Here is a 20,489-nt window from a genome sequence, read left to right on the forward strand (position 1 = left end):
ACCTAGATCTCCATCCCGAAGTGTTCGCTGAACCGTACATCGCCTTCAATCATGTCGTGCATGTCGCCCACCTCGTTGCGGAACATCAGCGTGCGCTCGATGCCCATGCCGAAGGCGAAGCCCGAATAGACCTCCGGATCAATACCGGCCGCACGCAGCACGTTCGGGTGCACCATGCCGCAGCCGCCCCACTCGATCCACTGCGGGCCGCCTTTGGCCCCCGGGTGCCAGATGTCCAGCTCCGCGGAGGGCTCGGTGAAGGGGAAGAAGTTCGGGCGCAGCCGGATGCTGGCTTCGGCGCCGAACATCTGCCGGGCGAAGTGCTCCAGCGTCCCGCGCAGGTCCGCCATGCTCAGGCCCTTGTCGATGGCCAGGCCTTCGAACTGGTGGAACACGGGTGTATGGGTGGCATCCAGCTCATCGGTCCGGAACACCTTGCCCGGGCACAGCACGTAAATCGGCACCTCGCGCTCCAGCATGGAGCGGACCTGGACCGGAGAGGTATGCGTACGCATCAGCAGGTGGGCTTCCGGGGGCTCCACGAAGAAGGTGTCCTGCATCTCCCGCGCGGGGTGGTCCGGCTTGAAGTTCAGCGCGTCAAAGTTGAACCACTCGGACTCCACTTCGGGACCTTCGGCGATCTCCCAGCCCATACCGACGAAGATGTCGCTCACGCGTTCCTGCAGAATGGACAGCGGGTGCCTGGCACCGGCACGACGACGGCGCGGGGCAGCCGTAACGTCCACGGCCTCATCCACGAGGATCTGCGCATCCCGCTCCGCTTCGAGCTCCTCGGTGCGGCTGGCCAGCGCCTTGTTCAGGCGCCCTCGCGCCGGGCCCACAAGCTTGCCAGCTGCAGCCTTCTCTTCCTTGGCGAGTTTGCCGATCTCGCGGTTGGCCAGGCTCAGCGGCGACTTCTCACCGGTGTGGGCAATGCGGGCGGCCTTCAGTTCTTCAAGGTTGGCGGCAGCGGCAATCGCGGCCAACGCCTGCTCGACGGCGGCGCCAATGGCAGCCTCGTCCAGCGGATGCGGCACAGCGGCGGCCTGCGGGGTCTCAGTCCCCAATGTGGTTTCAGACATGTATGTTCTTACCTATTGATTCTGTATGCAGGTGTGTCTTCGGCTCATGAACAGGTGCCTCGAATACGCCAGTGCAGCACTTCAGGTGCCCGCCACTTCGGTCATGTCTCAGCACAAACAGTCTAGTGGACAGTGCAGATACCTCCGACATCGAGGGCGCGGATGTGGACGGCCACCGATGACCAAATGCGCCGTCGCGAGGCGCAGCACCTGCAGAACCTATGATGTTGGCATGACCGCCGGTGAGCGCCTGCGCAGCTACCTGAACCTCATCAATCTCTCCACCCTGGTGGGGCTCGCCGTCGCGAAGGCGGCGGGGTGCTCCCTTCAGCATGGTCCCCGGGGCCTGCTTGTTGCGCAGGGTTACACCTGGCCGACGCCGAAAGCAGCGGCCTTCACACTGGGAAACGTGGTCCTGCTCCGCCCGGCGGCCACGCATCTGGCCGCCAATCCGGTCCTGATGGGCCACGAGGCACGCCACAGCACCCAGTATGCCTGCTGCCTTGGATTGCCCTTCCTGCCGCTGTACGGCACTGCCGCGCTCTGGTCGCTGCTGCGGACCGGCGATCCGGCCTCGCGCAATATCTTTGAACGGTGGGCCGGCCTGCGTGAAGGCGGGTATTCCGAGCGGCCCCTGCGGCGCCGGCGCACGAGGGACTAGGCCGGATCTCGGCGGCCCTTGCCGAACACGTCGAACGTGTGTTCGAATTGGGGTATGCGTTGGGACGGGCAAGCTTTGGACTCTGTTGATGATCTGGCATTGCCGGGCCTTGCGAAGATGGCCGGACTGGTGCGGTCTACACAAACCCCCGAGTTCAAGGGGGTCACCTTCCACGAGATCGTCTGCAAGTCGGCGCTCAGCAAAGTTCCCGTGCAGTCTGCCATGCCGTTCGAATGGACCATCAATCCCACCCGCGGCTGCCTGCATCAGTGCACCTATTGCTTTGCGCGCAAGACCCACGAGTATCTGGACCTGGATGCCGGGCGGGACTTTGACACCCAGATCATCGTCAAGACAAATATCGTCGAGGTGCTTCGCCGGGAGCTGGCCCGGCCATCGTGGAAACGGCAGCCAGTTGCGCTGGGAACAAACTCGGATCCGTATATGCGTGCGGAGGGCCGCTATAAACTGATGCCCGGCATTATCGAAGCTCTTGCCGACGCCGGAACGCCGTTCTCCATCCTCACCAAGGGCCCTTTGCTGAAGCGGGATCTGCCGCTCCTGGCCAGAGCCTCCGACAGCGTGGACATTGGCATCGGTGTGTCTCTTGCTTTTGCCGATACACGGCTTCAGCAACAGGTTGAGCCCGGAACACCTACGCCCAAGGCCCGGCTGGATCTCATCAAGGCGGTTGCGGACGCAGGTTTCGATTGCAACGTCATGGCCATGCCGATCCTGCCATGGCTTACGGACGGGGACGAGCATTTGGACCGCCTGTTCTCCCAGTTGGCTGCCGCCGGGGCATCCGGCGTCACAGTGGGCGCCCTGCATCTGCGCCCCGGTGCCCGGGAGTGGTATCTGCAGTGGCTCGGCAGGGAATACCCGCAACTCGTGGGCAGGTACCACGGACTTTACAACGGCGGTACCTACGCGTCCAAGGACTACCGCCAGTGGTTGGCAGGACGGGTAACTACGCTTAAATCCCGGTACGCGCTATCCGGCAGCGCCGCCCATCTGCGGGTCCGCACGGCTGCTCAGGCAGCCGAGGGGCCGGCTCCGGCCGCTGGACAGACAGCACCGGGGGCTTCGCCGACTCTGCAGCCCGCGCTTTTCTGACCGTCGGGCAGCGGCGGGTAGCCTGAACCAAGCTGTGATCACGGACACCAGCGCGGCGGCAAGGAACAGTCCGTACACGACGGTCAGCACCGCGCTGTCGATCGCCAGGACGGTCCGGGAGGTCGATAGGAGGAAAATGCCTATCCACTGGCTCCCCTGTTTCCCCGGCTCCTTGGTTGAGTTCACCGTACCCGTTCGTTCAGGATCGGGCGGTGTCTGCCTGTTCCACCGTCTCCAGCACGGCCATGATGATCGGGAAATCGGCTGGAATCCAGGGTAAAGCCATGAGCTCCACGTGCCGCAAGGGCACCCAACACAGCTCGTCGTGGTCTTCGAGCGGCCGAGGGTCGCCGTCGAGAATCCGTGCCGTCCAGACCCGCATCGCGGCGGCACCGTTGAGCTGCCAGCCCTGTTGCATCGGACCAGGGATCTCCGTGCCGAGCTCGACGTCGACACCTAACTCTTCGCGGATTTCACGCAGAAGCGCGTCTTCGCAGCCCTCTCCCGGCTCCACCTTGCCTCCCGGAAACTCCCACAGGCCGGCCAAGGATTCCGGTGCCGTTCTCCGGGCGACCAGGAGCTCGGAGGGCTCCGAAAGAGAGTCCAGGATGGCGGCTCCGACGATCTGTTTTAGAGGCTGTTCCACGGAACCGAGTCTACCGACTGTACGGCGACTCCCCTGAGACGGCCCGCCGCCTCAGTTAGAGTGGAAATGGACAACGACGTCGGCGCGTTGCACTCCCACCATCTGCCGGCAGAAGCCCTGCGCCTATACCTCCGACTGCTGGCTGCCTGACTTCGACCGAGAGCTTCTGCATTCATGACTTCCAAATCCGTTCAACCCGTCAAACAACCCGGTGACAGCACCCATGTTGTTTGGGCGATCATTGCCTTGGCCGCAGGCGGATTTGGTATCGGAACAACGGAATTCGCCATCATGGGCCTGCTCCAGGACGTGGCTGAAGGTCTGCAAATCAGCATTCCCCAGAGCGGCCAACTGATCTCCGCCTATGCCCTGGGCGTGGTCGTGGGCGCGCCCATCCTGGCCGCGCTCGGCGCCAGAGTTCCGCACAAATACATGGTTCTTGGGCTCATGGGGTTGTTCACCATCGGCAACCTCTCGTCGGTGGTGGCGGCGGATTACACCACCATGCTCCTGACCCGCTTCCTTTCCGGTCTCCCCCACGGCGCCTACTTCGGCGTCGCTGCCGTAATCGCAGCCTCCCTTGTTGCCCCGGCCAAGCGCGCCCGGGCCGTGGCCGCCGTCATGCTGGGGCTTTCGGTGGCAAACGTCGTCGGCGTTCCGCTGGTGACTTGGCTGGGCCAGCAATACGGCTGGCGGCTGATGTTCGTGGCCGTGGGCATCATGGGCGCAATTACTCTGGTCCTCCTCCAGCGTTTCGTACCGTTCACTCCCACCCATGCGGAAGCGAGCATCCGCAAGGAGCTCAGCGCACTCAAACGCATCCAGGTATGGCTGGCTTTACTGATTGGCATTGTCGGCTTCGGCGGTTTTTTCGCGGTGTATTCGTATATCAGCCCAACCATGACCGATGTCACTGGCGTACCTGAATCGGCACTGCCGCTCATCGTGGGACTGTACGGCCTCGGCATGGTCGCGGGAAACCTTATCGGCGGCCGGCTTGCCGACCGCTCGGTTATGGGCAGCATCTACATAGTCATGACGGCAATCATTATCGTGTTGGTGCTGTTCTGGGCCGCTGCGGGTATCCCGTGGCTGGCGATCCCGCTGGTATTCCTGCTTGGCGCCGCAGGCGCCAGCCTGATCCCGGGACTGCAGACCCGCCTGATGGATGCCTCACCGGATGCACAGACACTCGCCGCCTCGCTGAACCATTCGGCCCTTAACATGGCGAACGCGCTGGGTGCCTTCCTCGGCGGAGGCGTCATCGCCGCAGGATGGGGCTTCAAAGCCCCTGCCCTCGTCGGTGCCGGGCTGGCGTTCCTCGGACTGGCAGTTGCCGCTATTTCCGGCCTCCTTGATCGCCGCGGTCAGGCTCCTGTTGCTTCCGACGACGCTGATGCCCTGTCTGACCGGAAAATATCCGGCTCCAAGTAGATCACCCGGGCAATCGGCACAGCCTCCCGGATCCGCTGCTCGGTTGCATCGATCTGTTCCGCGATCTTGCGGCCTGATTCGCTGTGGGCAATAGTGACCTTCGCAGCAACCAACAGTTCCTCGGGACCCAGGTGCATCGTTTTCAGATGAATGATTCTGGTCTCGTTGTCGGCGCCGATTGCCTCTTCGATCAGCCTGATGTGTTCCTTGGTCGCCGATTCCCCCAGAAGCAGCGACTTCGTTTCGATCGCCAAAACAACAGCGATTACCACTAGTAGCACGCCGATCATCGCCGTGCCGACAGCGTCCCAGATGCCGTTGCCGGTGAGCAGCGTCAGGCTGACTCCAAAGAGTGCGAAGACCAGCCCCAGCAGTGCTCCGATGTCCTCCAGCAGAATTACGGGAAGCTCCGGCGACTTGGCGTTACGGACGAACTGCACCCAGCTCTTCTTTCCGCGGACGTGGTTCGACTCGACAACGGCAGTGCGGAGGGAAAACGATTCCGCGATGATGGCACCGATCAGGACAGCGAGCGGAACCCACCACCAGAAGCCTTCAATAGGATGCGGGTCTTGCCACTTGTGGAAGGCCTCGTAGAGCGCGAACAGTCCGCCGACGCTGAAGAGCACTATCGAGACAATGAAAGCGTAAATGTAACGGTCTCGGCCGTATCCGAACGGATGCTGCGGGCTGGCCTGCCGGGCGGCACGTTTACCGCCGACCAGGAGCAGTATCTGGTTCCCCGAGTCGGCCACGGAGTGAATCGCCTCGGCCAGCATCGAGGATGACGCAGTCAGAATATAGGCGACGAACTTCAGAACCGCGATTGTCAGATTCGCCGTCAAGGCGGCAATAATCGCCTTAGTACCTCCGCCGGCAGCCATGGCTACTCCGTTTCTAGACGCTGGGTTTCTAGACTCTCGGTCTCCTCAAAGCTATACCCATCCCGTTGTGCTCGGGCCGAGGCATACAAACAAACTGTCGCTGCGGTTCCAACATTGAGACTCTCGGCTTCCCCGTAAATCGGTACGGCGACTCGCCATTGCGCCACGTCCAGCTCTACGGCTGATAGCCCCTTTGCCTCATTGCCAAAGAACCATGCAGTGGCTTTCTCCAGATGCGGTATCTTCAGTTCTGCGGCCACGCCGTCGGAATCTCCTCCGCACTTAAGCCGGCGGCCGGCGCTTTGGTCCTGCAAGCGGTCGAGATCGACGTTTCCATATCCATCGGCAGCCAGCAGAGCAACCCCATGCCTGCGGAGCTCGTCGGTGAGCGAGATGAAATCCTGACCCGTGACGATGGGCAGGTGGAAGAGCGAACCGGCGGTCGAGCGGACAGCTTTCGGGTTGTAGATGTCCACGCTCCCCTCCGTGAGAATCACCGCGTCCGCGCCGGCGGAATCGGCCGCCCGAAGAACCGTCCCTGCGTTCCCAGGATCCTGGACCCGGCACATGACCGCCAGTAGCTTCGGGGTCGCCGCCAGTACGCTAGCCAGAGGCCGGTCCAGGAAGTTGCAGACGGCGACGATGCCCTGCGGGCTGACTGTATCGGCCATGGCAGCCAAAACTTCCTCCGTGGCGTACCTCAGTGGGACCCCGGCAGCCAGATCGGCCAATTCGGGCAGCCGTTCGAGACACGGTTCGGTGGCAAATACTTCAACTACGATGCCGCTTCCACCGGGCGTGGCATCGGCACGGTGCGCAGCCAATGCTTCGCGGACGGCCTGCGGACCCTCGGCCAGGAACTGCCTGCGTTTTAAACGCACTGAGCGCCCGGCAAGCTTAGCTACGTCTTTAACCCGATCTGCTCGGGGGTTCGACATAACGGCTTGCGGGCGCCCAGTAGTGCTCATAAAGCGACTATAGCGTCACCACAGATGCTGCTTGAAACGGCAGTCTTACTCGGCGATCTTCTGACGTGCCTCGCCACCTGCAGGCTCGTAGCCGGCAGCCTTGGCGGACGCGACAGAGTCAAACCAGTACTGAGCAGCAGTCTGCTCGTACCAGGTGGAGCCCGGAACGTGGTACTTGTTGGACTCAGCGTTGCCCTTGATGGTGAAACCCTCGGGGGCGGGCTGACCATCAACAACAAGAACCGCACCGGCGGGAGCTTCGGTGTTCTCAGCGGCAGCAGCTTCGCTCTTTTCGGCCTTTGCCGGGGCCGTCTGGGCCTTCTTCGCGGCCTTGGCAGCTTCGGCCTTCTTTACGGCCGGCTTTGCCTCAACAGCTGCGGGAGCGGAGGTGTCAGCGGGGAGGGAGTCCTTGGCAATCTGAACCAGGGCAGCGAATGCATTGGCATCCGAAACAGCCAGCTCGGCAAGCATGCGCCGGTCAACCTGAACCTCGGCGGCCTTCAGGCCCTGGATAAGGCGGTTGTAGGTCAGGCCGTTGGCGCGGGATGCAGCGTTGATGCGCTGGATCCAGAGACGCCGGAAGTCACCCTTGCGCTTGCGACGGTCGCCGTAGCTGTACACAAACGAGTGCAGCAGCTGTTCCTTCGCCTTGCGGTAGAGACGGGACCGCTGTCCGCGGTATCCCTTTGCGCGTTCCAGGATTACCCGACGCTTCTTATGGGCATTAACCGCCCGCTTCACACGTGCCACGTGCGTACTCCTTATGTGTTGATACCCAGAAACCTAAGTTGATGTTCTTCAGGCTTGGGGGCTAGTTGAAAAGATTTGGTGGACCGGATGACCGCACCAGGAACCAGAAATTTGAGCTAGATGCCCAGCATCTTCTTGATGTTCCTTACATCAGCCGGAGCCACGATCTTGTCGCTGGCCAGACGGCGCTTGAGAGTGGAAGCCTTGTGCTCCAGGTAGTGACGGCGGTTAGCCTGCTGCCGCTTGAGCTTGCCCGTACCGGTGAGCTTGAAGCGCTTCTTGGCGCCGCTGTGGGTCTTCTGCTTCGGCATAGCTGCCGTTCTCCTTACGTCTTCCTCCGGCCATACGGCCATCGGTTCATGCGGTACCCAAATTCGGGCACCGGCGGTGTACATGTCTGCCGGACACCGGATGCAATTACAGCAACCGGCACCAGATGAAACCCGGCGTGGCTCAGCTCTTGGAGCTGCTCCGGCCGGAAGGTTTGGGTGCTGCGGGTTTGGCCGGTGCCTTGGCCGCGGCTGGTTTCGGCTTGGCCATAGGCTTCGGCATCGGAGCCGGAGCCTTGGCTGCTGGCTTCGGTGCCGGAGCTTCCGCCTCAGCCGGAGCAGCCTTCGGTGCCGGGGCCTCAGCCTCAGCCGGAGCAGCCTTCGGTGCCGGAGCTTCCGCCTCAGCCGGAGCAGCCTTCGGTGCCGGAGCCTCAGCCGGCACAGCCTTCGGTGCCGGAGCCTCAGCCTCAGCCTCAGCCTCAGCCGGCACAGCCTTCGGTGCCGGAGCCTCAGCCTCTGGAGCCTGGGCCTCTTCCTTGGGCGCTTCCTGAACAGGTGCAGCTTCTGCCGGCGACTCCGAAGCAGCCGGCTCCGCGGCGGCCTTGGTCAGCTCTTCGGGCAACAGGTCGCCCAAGCTCTGGGTCATCGGAGCCTGGTCCGAGGAAACGTCTACGCGCTCCTTCTTGGCTTCGTTGGCTGCCTTCGCTTCGGCTTTCTGGGCCGCCCGACGCGCTTCTGCCTTGGCCTCAGCCTTGTTCTTAAGCGGGCCGATAACCATTACCATGTTGCGGCCGTCAATGCGTGGGCTGGATTCGATCACGCCGACTTCGGCAACATCATCAGCGAACTTCTGAAGGAGGCGAATGCCCATCTCCGGACGCTGCTGCTCACGGCCACGGAACTGGATCATGGCCTTGACCTTGTCCCCGGCTCCAAGGAAACGCAGAGCATGACCACACTTGGTCTCGTAGTCGTGCTTGTCAATCTTCAGTCGGAAACGGATCTCCTTGAGTACCGTATTCGTCTGGTTCTTGCGCGCTTCACGGGCCTTGACTGCAGCTTCGTACTTATACTTGCCAAAATCCATGAGCTTGCACACCGGAGGCTTGGCCTGCGGTGCGACCTCAACAAGATCCAGATCCGACTCGGAGGCCAGACGCAGGGCGTCCTCAATACGGACAATACCGACTTGTTCACCAGCCGGTCCTACCAACCGCACCTCAGGGACGCGGATCCGATCATTGATTCGTGGCTCGCTAATGTGTTGCTCCTGTTGTTCTGGTAACGAGTACCGCCTGCAATAAAAGAAGGCCTCCCATTGCACGCGCAATCGAAGGCCTCAAACGCCGGCTGCGAAACGACACCGCATGACGGGCGCTTCCTGTTCATCCTCGCTGTCCGAAAGGACTGCGAACTGAACATGCCGACCAGGAACCCGGCAGCTCTGGAATATCCATGCCGACAGGTGGGAGAGGACTCCGCTTGCATATTGATTCGCGTTGCTTCCGACGGCCTGTAATGCCGTGTGCTTTTGGGCACCAAAATAACTTGAATCAATCGGTCTGTGACAAGCTTACCAGTATGAGCACGCCAGATAATAATCCTGCCCCCGCAACAGAGCACCGCCACAGTTTTGGATCCGCCGCGGATTCTGCCCCCGGCGCCAGCACTCAGGAGCAGGAAGTCCTGACCCAGATGCGCGATATTGCCGAAGTTCCGGCGGTAGAGGTCATCACCACCGCCGCTGTCCACCTTATGAGTGCTGCAGCCGTCAAATGCGGCTTGGCCGCCGGCGACGATGCCGAAGAGCTCAAAGACCTGGACGAGGCACGGAAACTGATTACGGCCTTGGCCGGCTTCGTGACCGCGGCCGCACCGGAAATTGGCAGCCAGCATGCCGGCCCGTTGCGTGATGGGCTGCGTTCCCTGCAGCTGGCCTTCCGCGAAGCATCGACCATCCAGGACGAACCGGGCAAGGGCCCAGGCGAAAAGTACACCGGCCCGGTCAGCTAAACTCTGTCCTGCCCACACCAAGTTCGACGCCGGAGTCTCGCTCCGGCGTCGAACTTTTATTATCGGGTGAATCGGATCTCGAGTGAGTCCACCCGCTCCATAAAGTCCGCGTCTCCCCCCAGCCTCCGCTGCAAACGTGCGGCCAAGGCCTGCAGTTCAGTCCGCCCAAGCCCCTCACGGACTTTAAGCACGAGGCGCAGCTCAGGACCGGCGCCGCCACCGGCAACAATCTTGCCGCTTGCAGTTTTTGCCCCGATTCCTCCTCCAGGTGCCAAACCGACCCCGCTGATATCGGCCTCGACCGCGACTGCCTGTGAAACGATCCCGGTCAACCATTCGTCTTCGTAGGACGGCACCCATTCCTGCTGTTTCGCCAGAGCCCACATGCCCGGCCGGCGAACAACGAAAGTCAGTTCAGCACCAGGATCGACAACAAGCAGTTCCGCCTTCTCAGCGACCGCGGACAGTGCGGCACGTGCGGCGTAGACGGCCACGGGCCGCGCCGCCGTGTGCCAGGCTTCCAGCGCGGCGATGGAAGTAAACACGGGCAATGCCCGCCGACCATCTGGAGCCTGCACCGTTACGAGTGCCATGTCCGCCTGTTTGTCGGCAGACAGTCCGTGGGCACCGGCTTCTTCCTCTGCCAACTGCGCCACAATCGGCACAAAGACACGCGCCGTCGCCAAGGCGCGGACAACATCGGTTTCGCCACCGGTTCCGGCGATGAGCGCGGATAACGCCTTGGTGTAAGCAGCGTCGGCGGTGCCGTCGTCCTGGTCGAAATTATGCAGCGGATTACCCGCGCCACTCAGGTCCCGGCCTTCCCAGGACTGTCCGGCGGAATCAGTGCTTCCGCCGGCGCCTGCCAGCGCCGCCGCTATGTGCCCGGGAAGCTCTCGCTTTTCCACTTCGGTCAGCGGCGGCCGGCGGTATCCAGGGCCTGCGGCAAAGTAAAGGCGCCAGCGTAGAGTGCCTTACCCACAATCGCGCCTTCCACACCGTGCGGCACCAGGGCGCGCAGGGCAACAAGATCATCGAGACTTGAAATTCCGCCGGAGGCGACCACCGGCTTTTCCGTACGCGCAGCTACTTCCTGCAGCAGTTCGATGTTCGGGCCCTTGAGGGTACCGTCTTTGGTCACGTCGGTGACAACATAGCGGGCGCAGCCGGCATCCTCGAGACGAGCCAGCACCTCCCACAGATCGCCGCCCTCCTTGGTCCATCCGCGCGCTGCCAAAGTCGTGCCGCGTACGTCAAGCCCAACGGCAATGGCGTCGCCGAATCGATCGATAACCCGGGCTGTCCATTCAGGATTCTCCAGCGCAGCGGTGCCGAGATTTACCCGGGCCGCCCCGAGCTCCAGTGCCTGCTCCAGGGAGGCGTCATCCCGGATGCCTCCCGAAAGTTCAACCTTGATGGAGAGTTCCTTGACCACCCGCTGGAGCAATTCGGAGTTCGAACCGCGGCCGAAGGCGGCGTCCAGATCTACCAGGTGGACCCACTCTGCGCCGTCGTTCTGCCAAGCCATCGCAGCATCCAATGGATCGCCGTAGCTGGTTTCGCTGCCGGCCTCGCCTTGAACGAGGCGGACGGCCTGGCCGTCGGCAACGTCCACTGCGGGCAGCAGTTCCAGAATCGGGGCGTTGTCTGTAGTCATTCGGTATGTCTGCTTTCTCGGTTGGTTGGAAAGTTCTACTCGGACGGGCCGAGTGTGAGCAGGTAAGCGGCCAGCAGCGACATTCCGGCTAGCACATAGAAGCTAATGACAATAGCCTTCGGGGCCTTCTGGCTGCGGAAGGATATGGCACCACCGACAAGCAGTCCGGCGACACCCATGAGCACCATGCTCCACATATCTAGCCCAGCGTCCGGAGCCAGTTGCGCAGCAGTTCAGCTCCCGCGTCGCCTGACTTTTCCGGGTGGAACTGCGTGGCGCAAAGAGGGCCGTTTTCGACAGCGGAGATGAACCTTCCTCCGTGTTCGGACCAGGTCACCTGCGGCGGGGTCATAGCCGGCTGGGACACATCGAAATCCCAACGCTGCACTCCGTATGAGTGTACGAAATAGAAGCGCTCGTCCTCGATGCCGGCAAACAGGCGGCTGCCTTCCGGGGGGTCAACAGTGTTCCATCCCATATGCGGTACAACATCGGCAGCAAGACGCTCCACCGTTCCGGGCCACTCCCCCATACCCGGGGTACTGACACCATGTTCAACACCCTCATCGAACAACACTTGAAGACCGACGCAGATGCCAAGAACCGGCCGACCCCCGGCAACGCGGCGCCCAATCCAGCGCAACGCATCCACCTTCTTCAGCTGCTCCATAACAGCGGCGAAAGCACCGACCCCGGGAACCAGCAGGCCATCCGCATTGAGAACGTCCTCTGAGGCATGACTAAGCGTTACTTCCGCACCAACATGCTCAAGCGCACGCACCGCGGACCGGACGTTGCCGGATCCATAGTCGAGGACGGTGATTTTTGGGGCTGATGTCACAAGGCCCCCTTCGTGGAGGGAATGCCTTCCACCCGCGGATCCGGTTCGATAGCAGCCCGCAAGGCCCGCGCAAAGGCCTTGAACTGGGCCTCAACAATGTGGTGCGGGTCCCTGCCGCCCAAGACCCGCATGTGCAGGCAAATCTGTGCATGCAGTGTGACGGCCTCGAAGACGTGGCGCGTCAGCGAACCCGTGAAGTGACCGCCAATCAAGTGGTACTCCTGGCCCGCGGGTTCCCCGTCGTGCACCAGGTAAGGGCGCCCGGAAATGTCTACAACAGCGTTGGCAATAGCCTCGTCCAGCGGAACCGTGGCCTCACCGAACCGCCTGATCCCGGCCTTGTTGCCGAGAGCGCTTTTTAGAACCTCCCCAAGGGTGATTGCGACGTCTTCAACGGTGTGGTGGACGTCGATATGGGTATCCCCGGAGGCCTTCACCGTCAGATCTATCAGCGAGTGCTTCGCCAGCGCCGTGAGCATATGGTCATAGAACGGCACGGTCGTGCTGATATCGGATTGGCCTGTGCCATCGAGGTTCAGTTCCACCAGGACGGAGGATTCACTTGTAGTGCGTTCAAGGCGCGCGGTGCGTCCGGTGGCAATATCCACGGTCATTGGAGTCCTTTGAAGAAAATCGATTCGGCTGTCCACGAAGACGTGCGCCTCTTATATCAGTCTAGGAGAAATCGCTCAGACAAGCTCGCGGAGACGGTTCAGGAACGCCGTGGTCTCCGCCTCAGTGCCGGCAGTAACCCGAAGATGGCCCGGAATCCCCACATCTCGGATGAGCACTCCGGCGTCGAGCAAACCCTGCCATACTGCGTGTGGATTACGTACTCCCCCGAAGAATACGAAATTCGAATCCGAGGGCGCGGGATGCAGACCCATATCCGTGAGCTCGGACACGATCCTGTCACGCTGGCCCTTGATGTCTTCAACGTTGGCCAGCAGCGCGTCCGCATGGTCCAGGGCCGCAACAGCAGTTGCCTGGGTAATGGCGGACAGGTGGTACGGAAGGCGGACCAAACGCAACGCATCCGTCACTTCGGGGGCCCCTGCCAGGTAGCCCACACGCGCCCCCGCTAAAGCGAACGCTTTGCTCATTGTTCGCGAAACGATCAGACGCTCTCTACCCTGAAGCAATTCCAGAGCGCTGGGGGAGCCGGTGTGGGCAAACTCGGCATACGCTTCGTCGACAATAACCATGGTGTTGTATTCGGCCCCGGCCTCATACACGGCTTCTACAACGTCCAGACCTAGAGCTGTCCCGGTCGGATTATTCGGGGAACAAAGAATGACGATATTGGCAGCTGACTCCCTGACTGCCCGCGCGGCTGCCTCGGCCGTCAAACTGAAGTCGGAGGAGCGAGCGCCGGTCACATATTCAGTGTCCGTGCCGCTTGCGAGCAATGGATACATCGAATATGTAGGGGGGAAGCTGAGTAAGCGTCGGCCCGGACCGCCAAAAGCCTGCAGAATCTGCTGGAGGACTTCGTTCGAACCGTTGGCAGCCCAAACGTTTTCTTCGGTAAGCCCGTGACCCAGGTAACGAGCCAACGATTGACGCAGTTGCGTAAATTCGCGGTCAGGGTAGCGGTTCAGCCCCGTGGCTGCCGCATCGACGGCTGCCGCAATGGCCTTGTGAACACTCTCGGGAAGTGGATGGGTGTTCTCGTTAACATTCAGCAGCACCGGCACATGCAACTGGGGTGCGCCATATGGTTCTAAGCCTCTGAGATTTTCCCTGAGAGGCAAGCGGTTCAGTCGTTCTAGCTGGTCACTCACTGATCAAGCTTAAGCTCCGGCCGGCCCGGGGCAGGAATCGGGCCAGCCGGAGGGTCTCATATTACGGCCGTTGGCCGCTGCCGCTGACGGGAACGTGGAGTTGCTGTCCGGCTTGCACAACCGAGCCTGGAAGGTTGTTCAATTGGGACATCTCGGCAATCACCTCGTGCGGATTCCGTTCAGGGGCAACGGCACTGGCGACTTCCCACAGGGTCTGCCCGGCGCCGACCGTCACGGTAATCGTCTCGCCAGCTCCTAGACGGTCGCCGGTAGAGGCCATTGCGGGAGCAGTAAAGAAGCCGATCAGCGTCAACAGGGCAGCAGCTGACAGGATGAGCGGAAGGCCGATCAACAGCAGGCGGCCCCGGCGGGTGAGCTGGAGTGGTTGAGCGTGGCGCGGTACGGCAGGCGACTGCGGTGCGAGCTGTGCAGACATATTGACACCTTTCCCGATCTTCGAACACTGATGTCCGAGATCAACTATTCGAACTCATGTTCGAATCCTTCTTCCACAGTTTTAGCACTTATGATCGAACATTGTCGAGACTCACTAGAACAAATGTTTGAAAGTTCACCGCGACTCCCCTAGCGTTAAAGCCAAAGGTGGCCGTACATGCAGTGCATCAGCTGCCACTGACAAAATAAGATTCCGGTTCGAATTCAGGCACGGCACTGCTGAATCGGACCGGACGGAGAAACCGGAGTCCGGCCATGTCGAAGAATGTTTCCAACGCAGCTGCCACATCGGACAGCAAACAGTCAAAGCCGACTCGGGCTGCGGGCCAGTCCAAGGGCCTCACTGTGCGCCAAAAGAAGATCCTTGAAACCATCCAGGGCTCTGTAAGTGCCAATGGTTATCCGCCATCGATGCGGGAAATCGGGGACACAGTCGGACTGGCAAGCCTTTCCAGCGTGACCCACCAGCTGATCCAACTCGAAAAGATGGGCTACATCCGTCGTGACCCCAAGCGTCCCCGCGCAATGGAGGTGCTGACTCCGCTCACTATTGAGGACGGCGCTGTCCAGGTGGCCGGGATGGAACAAGCAGGCAATGTGCGAAGTATCAACGGTTCCACCGTTTCGGATCTCGGCAGTGCGTCGGATACAGCTATGGTTCCCCTCGTCGGTCGCATCGCCGCCGGCGGTCCAATCTTGGCGGATCAGGTTGTCGAGGACGTCATGCCACTTCCGCGACAACTGGTTGGCCATGGCGAACTGTTCATGCTCAAGGTCTCCGGCGATTCCATGATCGATGCAGCCATCTGCGATGGCGATTGGGTTGTCGTGCGGCGACAGCAAAGCGCGAACAACGGAGACATTGTGGCAGCCCTGCTTAATGACGAGGCAACTGTGAAGACATTCAGGCAGCGGGACGGCCATACATGGTTGCTGCCCCAAAATACGCAATACGAACCGATCCTCGGCGACCATGCAACGGTGATGGGCAAAGTGGTTTCAGTAATGCGCACCCTGTAGCCGAACGCCGTGTTCGCCGAGGTGTCTGGGAGCCGCTTTCTCGCTGGATGCGGCGCGGCGCCCTACGATCCTTGCAACGTGTCCATGTCTTCGGATGGACCGGAGCTAAGGGCCGGGGCCTTCCATGTCACGGGTACCGTGGGTTGCCATTGACATACCCCCATGGCCTTGCGGCCGGATAGCGGTGCAATGGTAGTGCCACACGTGAAGCTTGGGAGGTCCCGGCTATGCTCCAGCATACTTTCATCGGACTCGATGGTCACGCGGTAATATCATCGGCCTCGCATAGCGGGACGCGCCGGTCAACCCGACTGACGTGCCGAGAGGCGTTCCAAGATCTGCAGCGCCACACTCCGGTCCTTAGTAGACCAGAATGGAGGCAAAGCAGACCGGAGGAAACTGCCGTACCGGGCGTTTGCCAAGCGGGAATCCAGCACTGCGACCATGCCACGATCGCCCGCGGCGCGAATAAGGCGTCCGGCTCCCTGAGCCAGACGGACTGCGGCGTGGGTAGCGGAGACGGCCATAAAACCGTTGCCACCAGCTTGCGCCACCGAGCGGGTCCTCGCTGTCATCAGAGGGTCATCCGGACGCGGAAACGGAATCCGATCGATGACGACCAACCTACAGGCGTCTCCGGGTACGTCCACACCCTGCCACAGTGTCATCGTCCCGAACAAGCAGGTATCCGGCTCCGCCGCAAACTGCTTGACCAAGGCAGCGATCGAAGACTCGCCCTGGCACAGGATTTCGCTACTAATCCTCCGCCGCATTTCGGCGGCCGCTTCCTCGGCCGCCCGCCGGGATGAGAACAGGCCCAATGCCCCGCCTCCGGAAGCCTTCAGCAGTGCTTCCAACTCGTCCAGCTGTTCCGCGCTGGTTCCGCGTTCAGGCTTCGGCAAATGCGAAGCCACATACAGCACTCCCTGCTTCGGATAGTCGAACGGGCTTCCAACGTCTGCGCTCGAATAGGCCGGTGCACCGGCCCCCATCAGTCCCAGCGATCCTGCCACTGCATCGAAAGCGTTGCCGATGGCTAACGTCGCGGAAGTCAGAACCACCGTGTGGCCGTCAAACAATCCTTCACGTAGCCGTGAGGCCACGGATAGGGGTGCAACGTTGACTGTTGCGGGCTGCGTATCGTCCTCTGAACCGAAATCCGTTCCGGACGCGAAATTACTAGGCCTGGTAATCCACAAGACTTCCCGAGCCTGTGCCGCCGAGAGAATCCGGTCGCACACCTCCAGCACAACCATCAGTCTGGAGCGGGCCATCTGCCGTCCACCGTCAGCATTGTTAGACGTGTCCGACTTGGAGTCGGAAAGTGCGATCCGGCAAGCCTCCCGCAACTGCGTCAACGCCATCTCATGATCGTCACGGAGCCCGGAGGCCATCAGCCCCGTGGCAGTTGCCTCCAAGGCTGCTTCAAGGCTCTTCGCTGCGCTGTTGATCGACTCGACGCTGGCCGCAGTATGCTTGCGGGCCATGGACGCCGCTGTATGCACCATCGCCACCGAGAGCTGCCCAGCGACCGCGCTGGTGACGCGGTCCTGCAGTTCATGTGCTTCGTCGATGACTACCACGTCGTATTCCGGAAGTACCGACAGGCCTTCAAAGGCATTGATAGCCAGCAGTGCATGGTTGGTGATCACGACGTCCGCTTCACCGGCCCGCGTGCGGGCTAGCTCGCTGAAACATTCTGCCGCCATCGGACACTTCTGTGCTCCGAGGCACTCCATGGAACTGACCGAAACTTGTCGCCAGGCGCGATCGCTGACGCCGGGGACGATCTCATCCCGATCACCGGTGTCAGTCTCGTCCGCCCATTCCCGCAGTCGTACCACTTCTTTTCCTAGACCGGAGGCCGGTCCGCCGGTTGGCGGGGCAGGATGCGGTACGGCATCCTCGCCAAGAGTGAAGAGAGCGTCAGGAACGTCGTCCTCGGGGAAACCACCCGCCAGCTTGTGCTGGCAGAGGTAGTTGTTGCGCCCCTTCAGGAGGGCTACATCTACCGGCCGGGGCAGTTCGTCCGAGATAGCCTCGAGCAATCGCGGCAGGTCGCGCTTGACGATCTGTGATTGCAAGGCCAGCGTCGCAGTGGAAACAACTGCGGGCTTCTCGCTCTCCAGGGCATGGACGATCAGGGGAATGAGATACGCCAATGATTTGCCGGTGCCCGTCCCCGCTTGAACGAGCAGATGTTCCTGATTATTGAACGCCTCGGCAACGCGGTCGGCCATCTCATGCTGCCCCGCGCGGTTCTGCCCGCCCATGGCACGCACCGCAACGTCAAGCAGACGCAACGCTTCCTTTTCGGTCAACGATGCCTCAGCCACGATGGAGGAAGGGTCCGAGCTCTGCAGCCAGCCCTTCACGGACCTTCACTTCCAGCTTCGTTCCGTTTTCGACATGTTCGACGGAGAGAATTTCCGCATCCGGGCTATGCAGCCGGCTCACCACTTCGCCACGGTCATACGGAATCAACAACTCAAGCTTGACCGTGGGACGTGGAATTCCGTCGCTGATGGCCTCAAGCAGTTCCGGGATCCCTTGGCCTGTGCGCGCCGAAACTACCACGTGCCGCGGTTCACGCTGGCGCAGTCGCTCGATGACAAACGGGTCGGCTGCGTCCGCCTTGTTCAGGACTATGATTTCCGGGAGCTTTCGCGCGTCGACCTCAGTGAGCACTTCCCGGACAGCGGCAATCTGCCCTTCGGGATCCGGGTGGGAGGCGTCGACCACGTGCAGAATGAGGTCCGCATCCGCTGCCTCTTCCAAGGTCGAGCGGAATGCCTCCACCAGCTGAGTAGGCAACGAGCGGACGAAGCCGACCGTGTCGGCCAGGGTATAGCCGAGGCCATCGGCGGTTTCGGCCTTCCTCACCGTGGGGTCGAGGGTGGCGAAAAGCGCGTTTTCCACCAGTACGCCCGCATTGGTCAGACGGTTCAACAACGACGACTTGCCCGCATTGGTGTAGCCGACGATGGCAACGGACGGAACAGCATTGCGTTTTCGGTTGGCCCGCTTCGTGTCGCGCGCAGGTTTCATCCCTGTGATTTCCCTGCGCAGCTTCGCCATCCGGGTGCGAATCCGGCGCCTGTCCAGTTCGATCTTGGTTTCACCCGGACCGCGGGAACCGATGCCGCCACCGGCAGCGCCGACCCGGCCACCAGCTTGGCGGGACATTGATTCGCCCCAGCCGCGCAATCTCGGAAGCAGGTATTCGAGCTGGGCCAGTTCCACCTGCGCTTTGCCTTCGCGGCTCTTGGCGTGCTGGGCGAATATATCAAGGATCAGGGCTGTCCGGTCGATCACCTTGACCTTGACGATGTCTTCCAAGCCCCGTCGCTGCGACGGGGAAAGTTCGCCGTCCACAATGACGGTGTCCGCACCCGTGCCCATCACGATGTCCCGCAACTCCTGGGCCTTGCCGGATCCAAGGAACGTGCCGGGGTCCGGCTTGAGCCGCCGCTGCACTACGCCGTCGAGTACCTCGGAACCTGCGGTCTCTGCCAGGGCTGCAAGCTCGCGCAACGAATTGTCGGCGTCGTCGGCGGTTCCTTCAGTCCAGAGACCGGTAAGGACGACTCGTTCGAGCCGCAGCTGCCGGTATTCAACCTCGGTGACGTCTTCGAGTTCGGTAGAAAGACCTGCAACCCGGCGCAAGGCGCGCCGTTCGGCCAAGTCCTGTTGCTCGCCGTCGAATTCCGAGTGTTCCTCGTCCAACGTCGAGATGGCTTGTGCCCTGCCTCTGACACCGCCGGATTTCGTCCGTGCCGCAGTATCCTTGGCCAGAATCCGGTCAATGACCGCCTGGATTTCCTCGGGGCTCAGCTCCGGTTCCGGCGAGGGCTGGCTGTTGCTAGTGGTGGACATGCTCTCCTTTGAAAAGTCTGTAGTTCTATCGTAGACCTCAGCGGCGTCGGGTACCGAGGGACCAGCCGGTCTTTGTTGATGAGGGGTCAAGAAATCCTCCTGACAACGGGCGGCGCGTGTCCGCCGGCGCATAATCTGGTAGGCGCCGAAGCGTTCGGCTTCGGCTGATGAAGATCGGAAAACTGCGGCACACACCGCCGCAGGTTCAAGGAAGAAGGAACTTGGTTGCGCTTCCCGATTGAGGGTGCATCATCTTCCCTCGGAGCTGGGCTCAACGGCAGAGAAGATTCGGCGCGGCTCAGGTCAGCCGCAACAGCACAATCACTTATTTCACATGGAGCTACCATACCAGCACTTCGGCCCTCGTTAGGCGTGCCTAGATACACATTCCGCTCCTGGCGCACTACTCTGGCGGATTATGGCCACAGATCATTACTTCAGTGCGGATCCCGAAAAACCCGAGATCCGAAAGCCTCTGACCGTGGTGTTGGACGGTGAGTCCCGCCGCTTGACCACGTCCAACGGAATTTTCAGCCCGGAGGGCATTGATAAGGGGACGGCGGTTCTCCTGGCTGAGGTGCCGGCCCCCCCGGCCAGCGGGAATTTGCTGGACATTGGCTGCGGCTGGGGACCGATCGCTCTCACCCTTGCTTTGAAGTCCCCCGGGGCAACGGTGACCGCCGTCGACGTCAACACCCGCTGCATCGCCTTGACCAATGACAACGCCCGCGCGCTCGGGCTGGCGAACGTCCGCGCTTGCCTGCCTGAAGAAGTCGATCCTGCGCTCCGCTTCGATGCGATCTGGTCCAATCCGCCGATCCGGATCGGCAAGAGCGAGCTGCATTCTCTGCTCATGCTATGGCTGCCACGACTCGCGTCTGGGGGAAACGCCTGGTTAGTGGTGCAGAAGAATCTCGGTTCCGATTCGCTGCAGCGTTGGTTAGCCGCCGAGCTTCCCGGGGAGTTTTCGATACGCCGCGAAAGCACGGCCAAGGCCTTCAGGATACTGCGGGTCACCCGGGCTGCCTGAAG

Annotated in this window: 22 protein-coding genes; 6 read left to right on the plus strand and 16 right to left on the minus strand. The window is 61.6% G+C overall.

Going from position 1 to position 20,489, the window contains the following annotated elements:
• Nucleotides 1-2 precede the first annotated feature (2 nt).
• Nucleotides 3-1,082: a phenylalanine--tRNA ligase subunit alpha gene (pheS, locus tag B0G38_RS13445; RefSeq protein ID WP_264669881.1), complete on the minus strand. Its 1,080-nt coding sequence runs from the start codon at nucleotides 1,080-1,082 to the stop codon at nucleotides 3-5.
• A 232-nt stretch (nucleotides 1,083-1,314) separates the two neighbouring features.
• Between pheS and B0G38_RS13450 the strand changes: the two genes are divergently transcribed.
• Together B0G38_RS13450 and B0G38_RS13455 are read left to right on the plus strand one after the other, a co-directional pair.
• Nucleotides 1,315-1,743, plus strand: coding sequence for a hypothetical protein (locus B0G38_RS13450; protein ID WP_264669882.1), 429 nt, complete (start codon nucleotides 1,315-1,317; stop codon nucleotides 1,741-1,743).
• Between the two features lie 54 nt (nucleotides 1,744-1,797).
• Nucleotides 1,798-2,859, plus strand: coding sequence for an Rv2578c family radical SAM protein (locus B0G38_RS13455; RefSeq protein ID WP_264669883.1), 1,062 nt, complete (start codon nucleotides 1,798-1,800; stop codon nucleotides 2,857-2,859).
• Nucleotides 2,860-3,058: 199 nt separating this feature from the next.
• Here the strand turns inward: B0G38_RS13455 and B0G38_RS13460 are convergent, their stop codons facing one another.
• Nucleotides 3,059-3,505: a (deoxy)nucleoside triphosphate pyrophosphohydrolase gene (locus tag B0G38_RS13460; RefSeq protein WP_264669884.1), complete on the minus strand. Its 447-nt coding sequence runs from the start codon at nucleotides 3,503-3,505 to the stop codon at nucleotides 3,059-3,061.
• Between the two features lie 174 nt (nucleotides 3,506-3,679).
• Here B0G38_RS13460 and B0G38_RS13465 point away from each other — a divergent pair, with 174 nt between their 5' ends.
• Nucleotides 3,680-4,939, plus strand: a complete 1,260-nt coding sequence (locus tag B0G38_RS13465; protein WP_264669885.1) for an MFS transporter — start codon at nucleotides 3,680-3,682, stop codon at nucleotides 4,937-4,939.
• Here B0G38_RS13465 and B0G38_RS13470 read toward each other — a convergent pair.
• The 5 genes from B0G38_RS13470 to infC form a co-directional block, all read right to left on the minus strand.
• Entirely contained in the window at nucleotides 4,873-5,823 is a 951-nt protein-coding gene (locus B0G38_RS13470) for a cation diffusion facilitator family transporter (RefSeq protein WP_264669886.1), read from the minus strand. The two genes, B0G38_RS13465 and B0G38_RS13470, sit on opposite strands and share 67 nt — an antisense overlap.
• 2 nt (nucleotides 5,824-5,825) lie before the next feature.
• Nucleotides 5,826-6,791, minus strand: coding sequence for a TrmH family RNA methyltransferase (locus B0G38_RS13475; RefSeq protein WP_264669887.1), 966 nt, complete (start codon nucleotides 6,789-6,791; stop codon nucleotides 5,826-5,828).
• A 45-nt stretch (nucleotides 6,792-6,836) separates the two neighbouring features.
• Nucleotides 6,837-7,541 carry a 50S ribosomal protein L20, sunset domain variant gene (rplT, locus tag B0G38_RS13480; protein WP_264669888.1) on the minus strand — a complete coding sequence of 235 codons (705 nt, stop codon included), beginning with the start codon at nucleotides 7,539-7,541 and terminating at the stop codon, nucleotides 6,837-6,839.
• Between the two features lie 116 nt (nucleotides 7,542-7,657).
• Complete coding sequence (rpmI, locus tag B0G38_RS13485) at nucleotides 7,658-7,852, minus strand: 50S ribosomal protein L35 (RefSeq protein ID WP_169996328.1); 195 nt, start codon at nucleotides 7,850-7,852, stop codon at nucleotides 7,658-7,660.
• 142 nt (nucleotides 7,853-7,994) lie between these two features.
• Nucleotides 7,995-9,029: a translation initiation factor IF-3 gene (infC, locus tag B0G38_RS13490; protein ID WP_413542067.1), complete on the minus strand. Its 1,035-nt coding sequence runs from the start codon at nucleotides 9,027-9,029 to the stop codon at nucleotides 7,995-7,997.
• A 362-nt stretch (nucleotides 9,030-9,391) separates the two neighbouring features.
• Here infC and B0G38_RS13495 point away from each other — a divergent pair, with 362 nt between their 5' ends.
• Nucleotides 9,392-9,823: a DUF1844 domain-containing protein gene (locus B0G38_RS13495; RefSeq protein WP_264669890.1), complete on the plus strand. Its 432-nt coding sequence runs from the start codon at nucleotides 9,392-9,394 to the stop codon at nucleotides 9,821-9,823.
• 59 nt (nucleotides 9,824-9,882) lie between these two features.
• Here the strand turns inward: B0G38_RS13495 and B0G38_RS13500 are convergent, their stop codons facing one another.
• From B0G38_RS13500 to B0G38_RS13530, 7 genes are all read right to left on the minus strand, one after another.
• Nucleotides 9,883-10,731, minus strand: a complete 849-nt coding sequence (locus B0G38_RS13500; RefSeq protein ID WP_264669891.1) for an SseB family protein — start codon at nucleotides 10,729-10,731, stop codon at nucleotides 9,883-9,885.
• A gap of 5 nt (nucleotides 10,732-10,736) precedes the next feature.
• Nucleotides 10,737-11,480 (minus strand): bifunctional 1-(5-phosphoribosyl)-5-((5-phosphoribosylamino)methylideneamino)imidazole-4-carboxamide isomerase/phosphoribosylanthranilate isomerase PriA, encoded by a 744-nt coding sequence (priA, locus tag B0G38_RS13505; protein ID WP_169996332.1) that lies wholly within the window; start codon nucleotides 11,478-11,480, stop codon nucleotides 10,737-10,739.
• Between the two features lie 35 nt (nucleotides 11,481-11,515).
• On the minus strand, nucleotides 11,516-11,668 hold the full coding sequence (locus B0G38_RS13510) for a hypothetical protein (protein WP_264669982.1): 153 nt from the start codon (nucleotides 11,666-11,668) through the stop codon (nucleotides 11,516-11,518).
• 11 nt (nucleotides 11,669-11,679) lie between these two features.
• Nucleotides 11,680-12,321: an imidazole glycerol phosphate synthase subunit HisH gene (gene hisH, locus B0G38_RS13515; RefSeq protein ID WP_169996334.1), complete on the minus strand. Its 642-nt coding sequence runs from the start codon at nucleotides 12,319-12,321 to the stop codon at nucleotides 11,680-11,682.
• Nucleotides 12,318-12,935 (minus strand): imidazoleglycerol-phosphate dehydratase HisB, encoded by a 618-nt coding sequence (hisB, locus tag B0G38_RS13520; protein WP_169996336.1) that lies wholly within the window; start codon nucleotides 12,933-12,935, stop codon nucleotides 12,318-12,320. The genes hisH and hisB overlap by 4 nt, the downstream gene beginning before the upstream one ends.
• A 75-nt stretch (nucleotides 12,936-13,010) precedes the next feature.
• Entirely contained in the window at nucleotides 13,011-14,105 is a 1,095-nt protein-coding gene (locus B0G38_RS13525; protein WP_264669892.1) for a histidinol-phosphate transaminase, read from the minus strand.
• 61 nt (nucleotides 14,106-14,166) lie between these two features.
• The gene (locus B0G38_RS13530) at nucleotides 14,167-14,541 is read right to left on the minus strand and encodes a LysM peptidoglycan-binding domain-containing protein (RefSeq protein WP_264669893.1); all 375 of its coding nucleotides are present in this window, start codon (nucleotides 14,539-14,541) and stop codon (nucleotides 14,167-14,169) included.
• A gap of 275 nt (nucleotides 14,542-14,816) precedes the next feature.
• Here B0G38_RS13530 and lexA point away from each other — a divergent pair, with 275 nt between their 5' ends.
• On the plus strand, nucleotides 14,817-15,581 hold the full coding sequence (gene lexA / locus B0G38_RS13535; RefSeq protein WP_264669894.1) for a transcriptional repressor LexA: 765 nt from the start codon (nucleotides 14,817-14,819) through the stop codon (nucleotides 15,579-15,581).
• Nucleotides 15,582-15,883: 302 nt separating this feature from the next.
• On the opposite strand, the gene B0G38_RS13540 is transcribed toward lexA, so the two are convergent.
• The gene (locus B0G38_RS13540) at nucleotides 15,884-17,956 is read right to left on the minus strand and encodes an ATP-dependent DNA helicase (RefSeq protein WP_319801247.1); all 2,073 of its coding nucleotides are present in this window, start codon (nucleotides 17,954-17,956) and stop codon (nucleotides 15,884-15,886) included.
• Nucleotides 17,910-19,457 carry a GTPase HflX gene (gene hflX / locus B0G38_RS13545; RefSeq protein ID WP_264669895.1) on the minus strand — a complete coding sequence of 516 codons (1,548 nt, stop codon included), beginning with the start codon at nucleotides 19,455-19,457 and terminating at the stop codon, nucleotides 17,910-17,912. The genes B0G38_RS13540 and hflX overlap by 47 nt, the downstream gene beginning before the upstream one ends.
• A gap of 418 nt (nucleotides 19,458-19,875) precedes the next feature.
• Between hflX and B0G38_RS13550 the strand changes: the two genes are divergently transcribed.
• Nucleotides 19,876-20,487 carry a class I SAM-dependent methyltransferase gene (locus B0G38_RS13550; RefSeq protein WP_264669896.1) on the plus strand — a complete coding sequence of 204 codons (612 nt, stop codon included), beginning with the start codon at nucleotides 19,876-19,878 and terminating at the stop codon, nucleotides 20,485-20,487.
• Nucleotides 20,488-20,489 lie beyond the last annotated feature (2 nt).

Origin of the sequence: Crystallibacter permensis (assembly GCF_025960875.1) — a bacterium.
Classification (GTDB): Bacteria; Actinomycetota; Actinomycetes; order Actinomycetales; family Micrococcaceae; genus Crystallibacter; species Crystallibacter permensis.

Bases quoted from the DNA above. Each gene is read 5' to 3' on its own strand.
- pheS (WP_264669881.1), bottom strand. From the start codon at position 1,082: ATGTCTGAAACCACATTGGGGACTGAGACCCCGCAGGCCGCCGCTGTG.
- B0G38_RS13450 (WP_264669882.1), top strand. From the start codon at position 1,315: ATGACCGCCGGTGAGCGCCTGCGCAGCTACCTGAACCTCATCAATCTC.
- B0G38_RS13455 (WP_264669883.1), top strand. From the start codon at position 1,798: ATGCGTTGGGACGGGCAAGCTTTGGACTCTGTTGATGATCTGGCATTG.
- B0G38_RS13465 (WP_264669885.1), top strand. From the start codon at position 3,680: ATGACTTCCAAATCCGTTCAACCCGTCAAACAACCCGGTGACAGCACC.
- B0G38_RS13470 (WP_264669886.1), bottom strand. From the start codon at position 5,823: ATGGCTGCCGGCGGAGGTACTAAGGCGATTATTGCCGCCTTGACGGCG.
- B0G38_RS13475 (WP_264669887.1), bottom strand. From the start codon at position 6,791: ATGAGCACTACTGGGCGCCCGCAAGCCGTTATGTCGAACCCCCGAGCA.
- rpmI (WP_169996328.1), bottom strand. From the start codon at position 7,852: ATGCCGAAGCAGAAGACCCACAGCGGCGCCAAGAAGCGCTTCAAGCTC.
- B0G38_RS13495 (WP_264669890.1), top strand. From the start codon at position 9,392: ATGAGCACGCCAGATAATAATCCTGCCCCCGCAACAGAGCACCGCCAC.
- priA (WP_169996332.1), bottom strand. From the start codon at position 11,480: ATGACTACAGACAACGCCCCGATTCTGGAACTGCTGCCCGCAGTGGAC.
- B0G38_RS13510 (WP_264669982.1), bottom strand. From the start codon at position 11,668: ATGGTGCTCATGGGTGTCGCCGGACTGCTTGTCGGTGGTGCCATATCC.
- hisB (WP_169996336.1), bottom strand. From the start codon at position 12,935: ATGACCGTGGATATTGCCACCGGACGCACCGCGCGCCTTGAACGCACT.
- B0G38_RS13530 (WP_264669893.1), bottom strand. From the start codon at position 14,541: ATGTCTGCACAGCTCGCACCGCAGTCGCCTGCCGTACCGCGCCACGCT.
- lexA (WP_264669894.1), top strand. From the start codon at position 14,817: ATGTCGAAGAATGTTTCCAACGCAGCTGCCACATCGGACAGCAAACAG.
- hflX (WP_264669895.1), bottom strand. From the start codon at position 19,457: ATGTCCACCACTAGCAACAGCCAGCCCTCGCCGGAACCGGAGCTGAGC.
- B0G38_RS13550 (WP_264669896.1), top strand. From the start codon at position 19,876: ATGGCCACAGATCATTACTTCAGTGCGGATCCCGAAAAACCCGAGATC.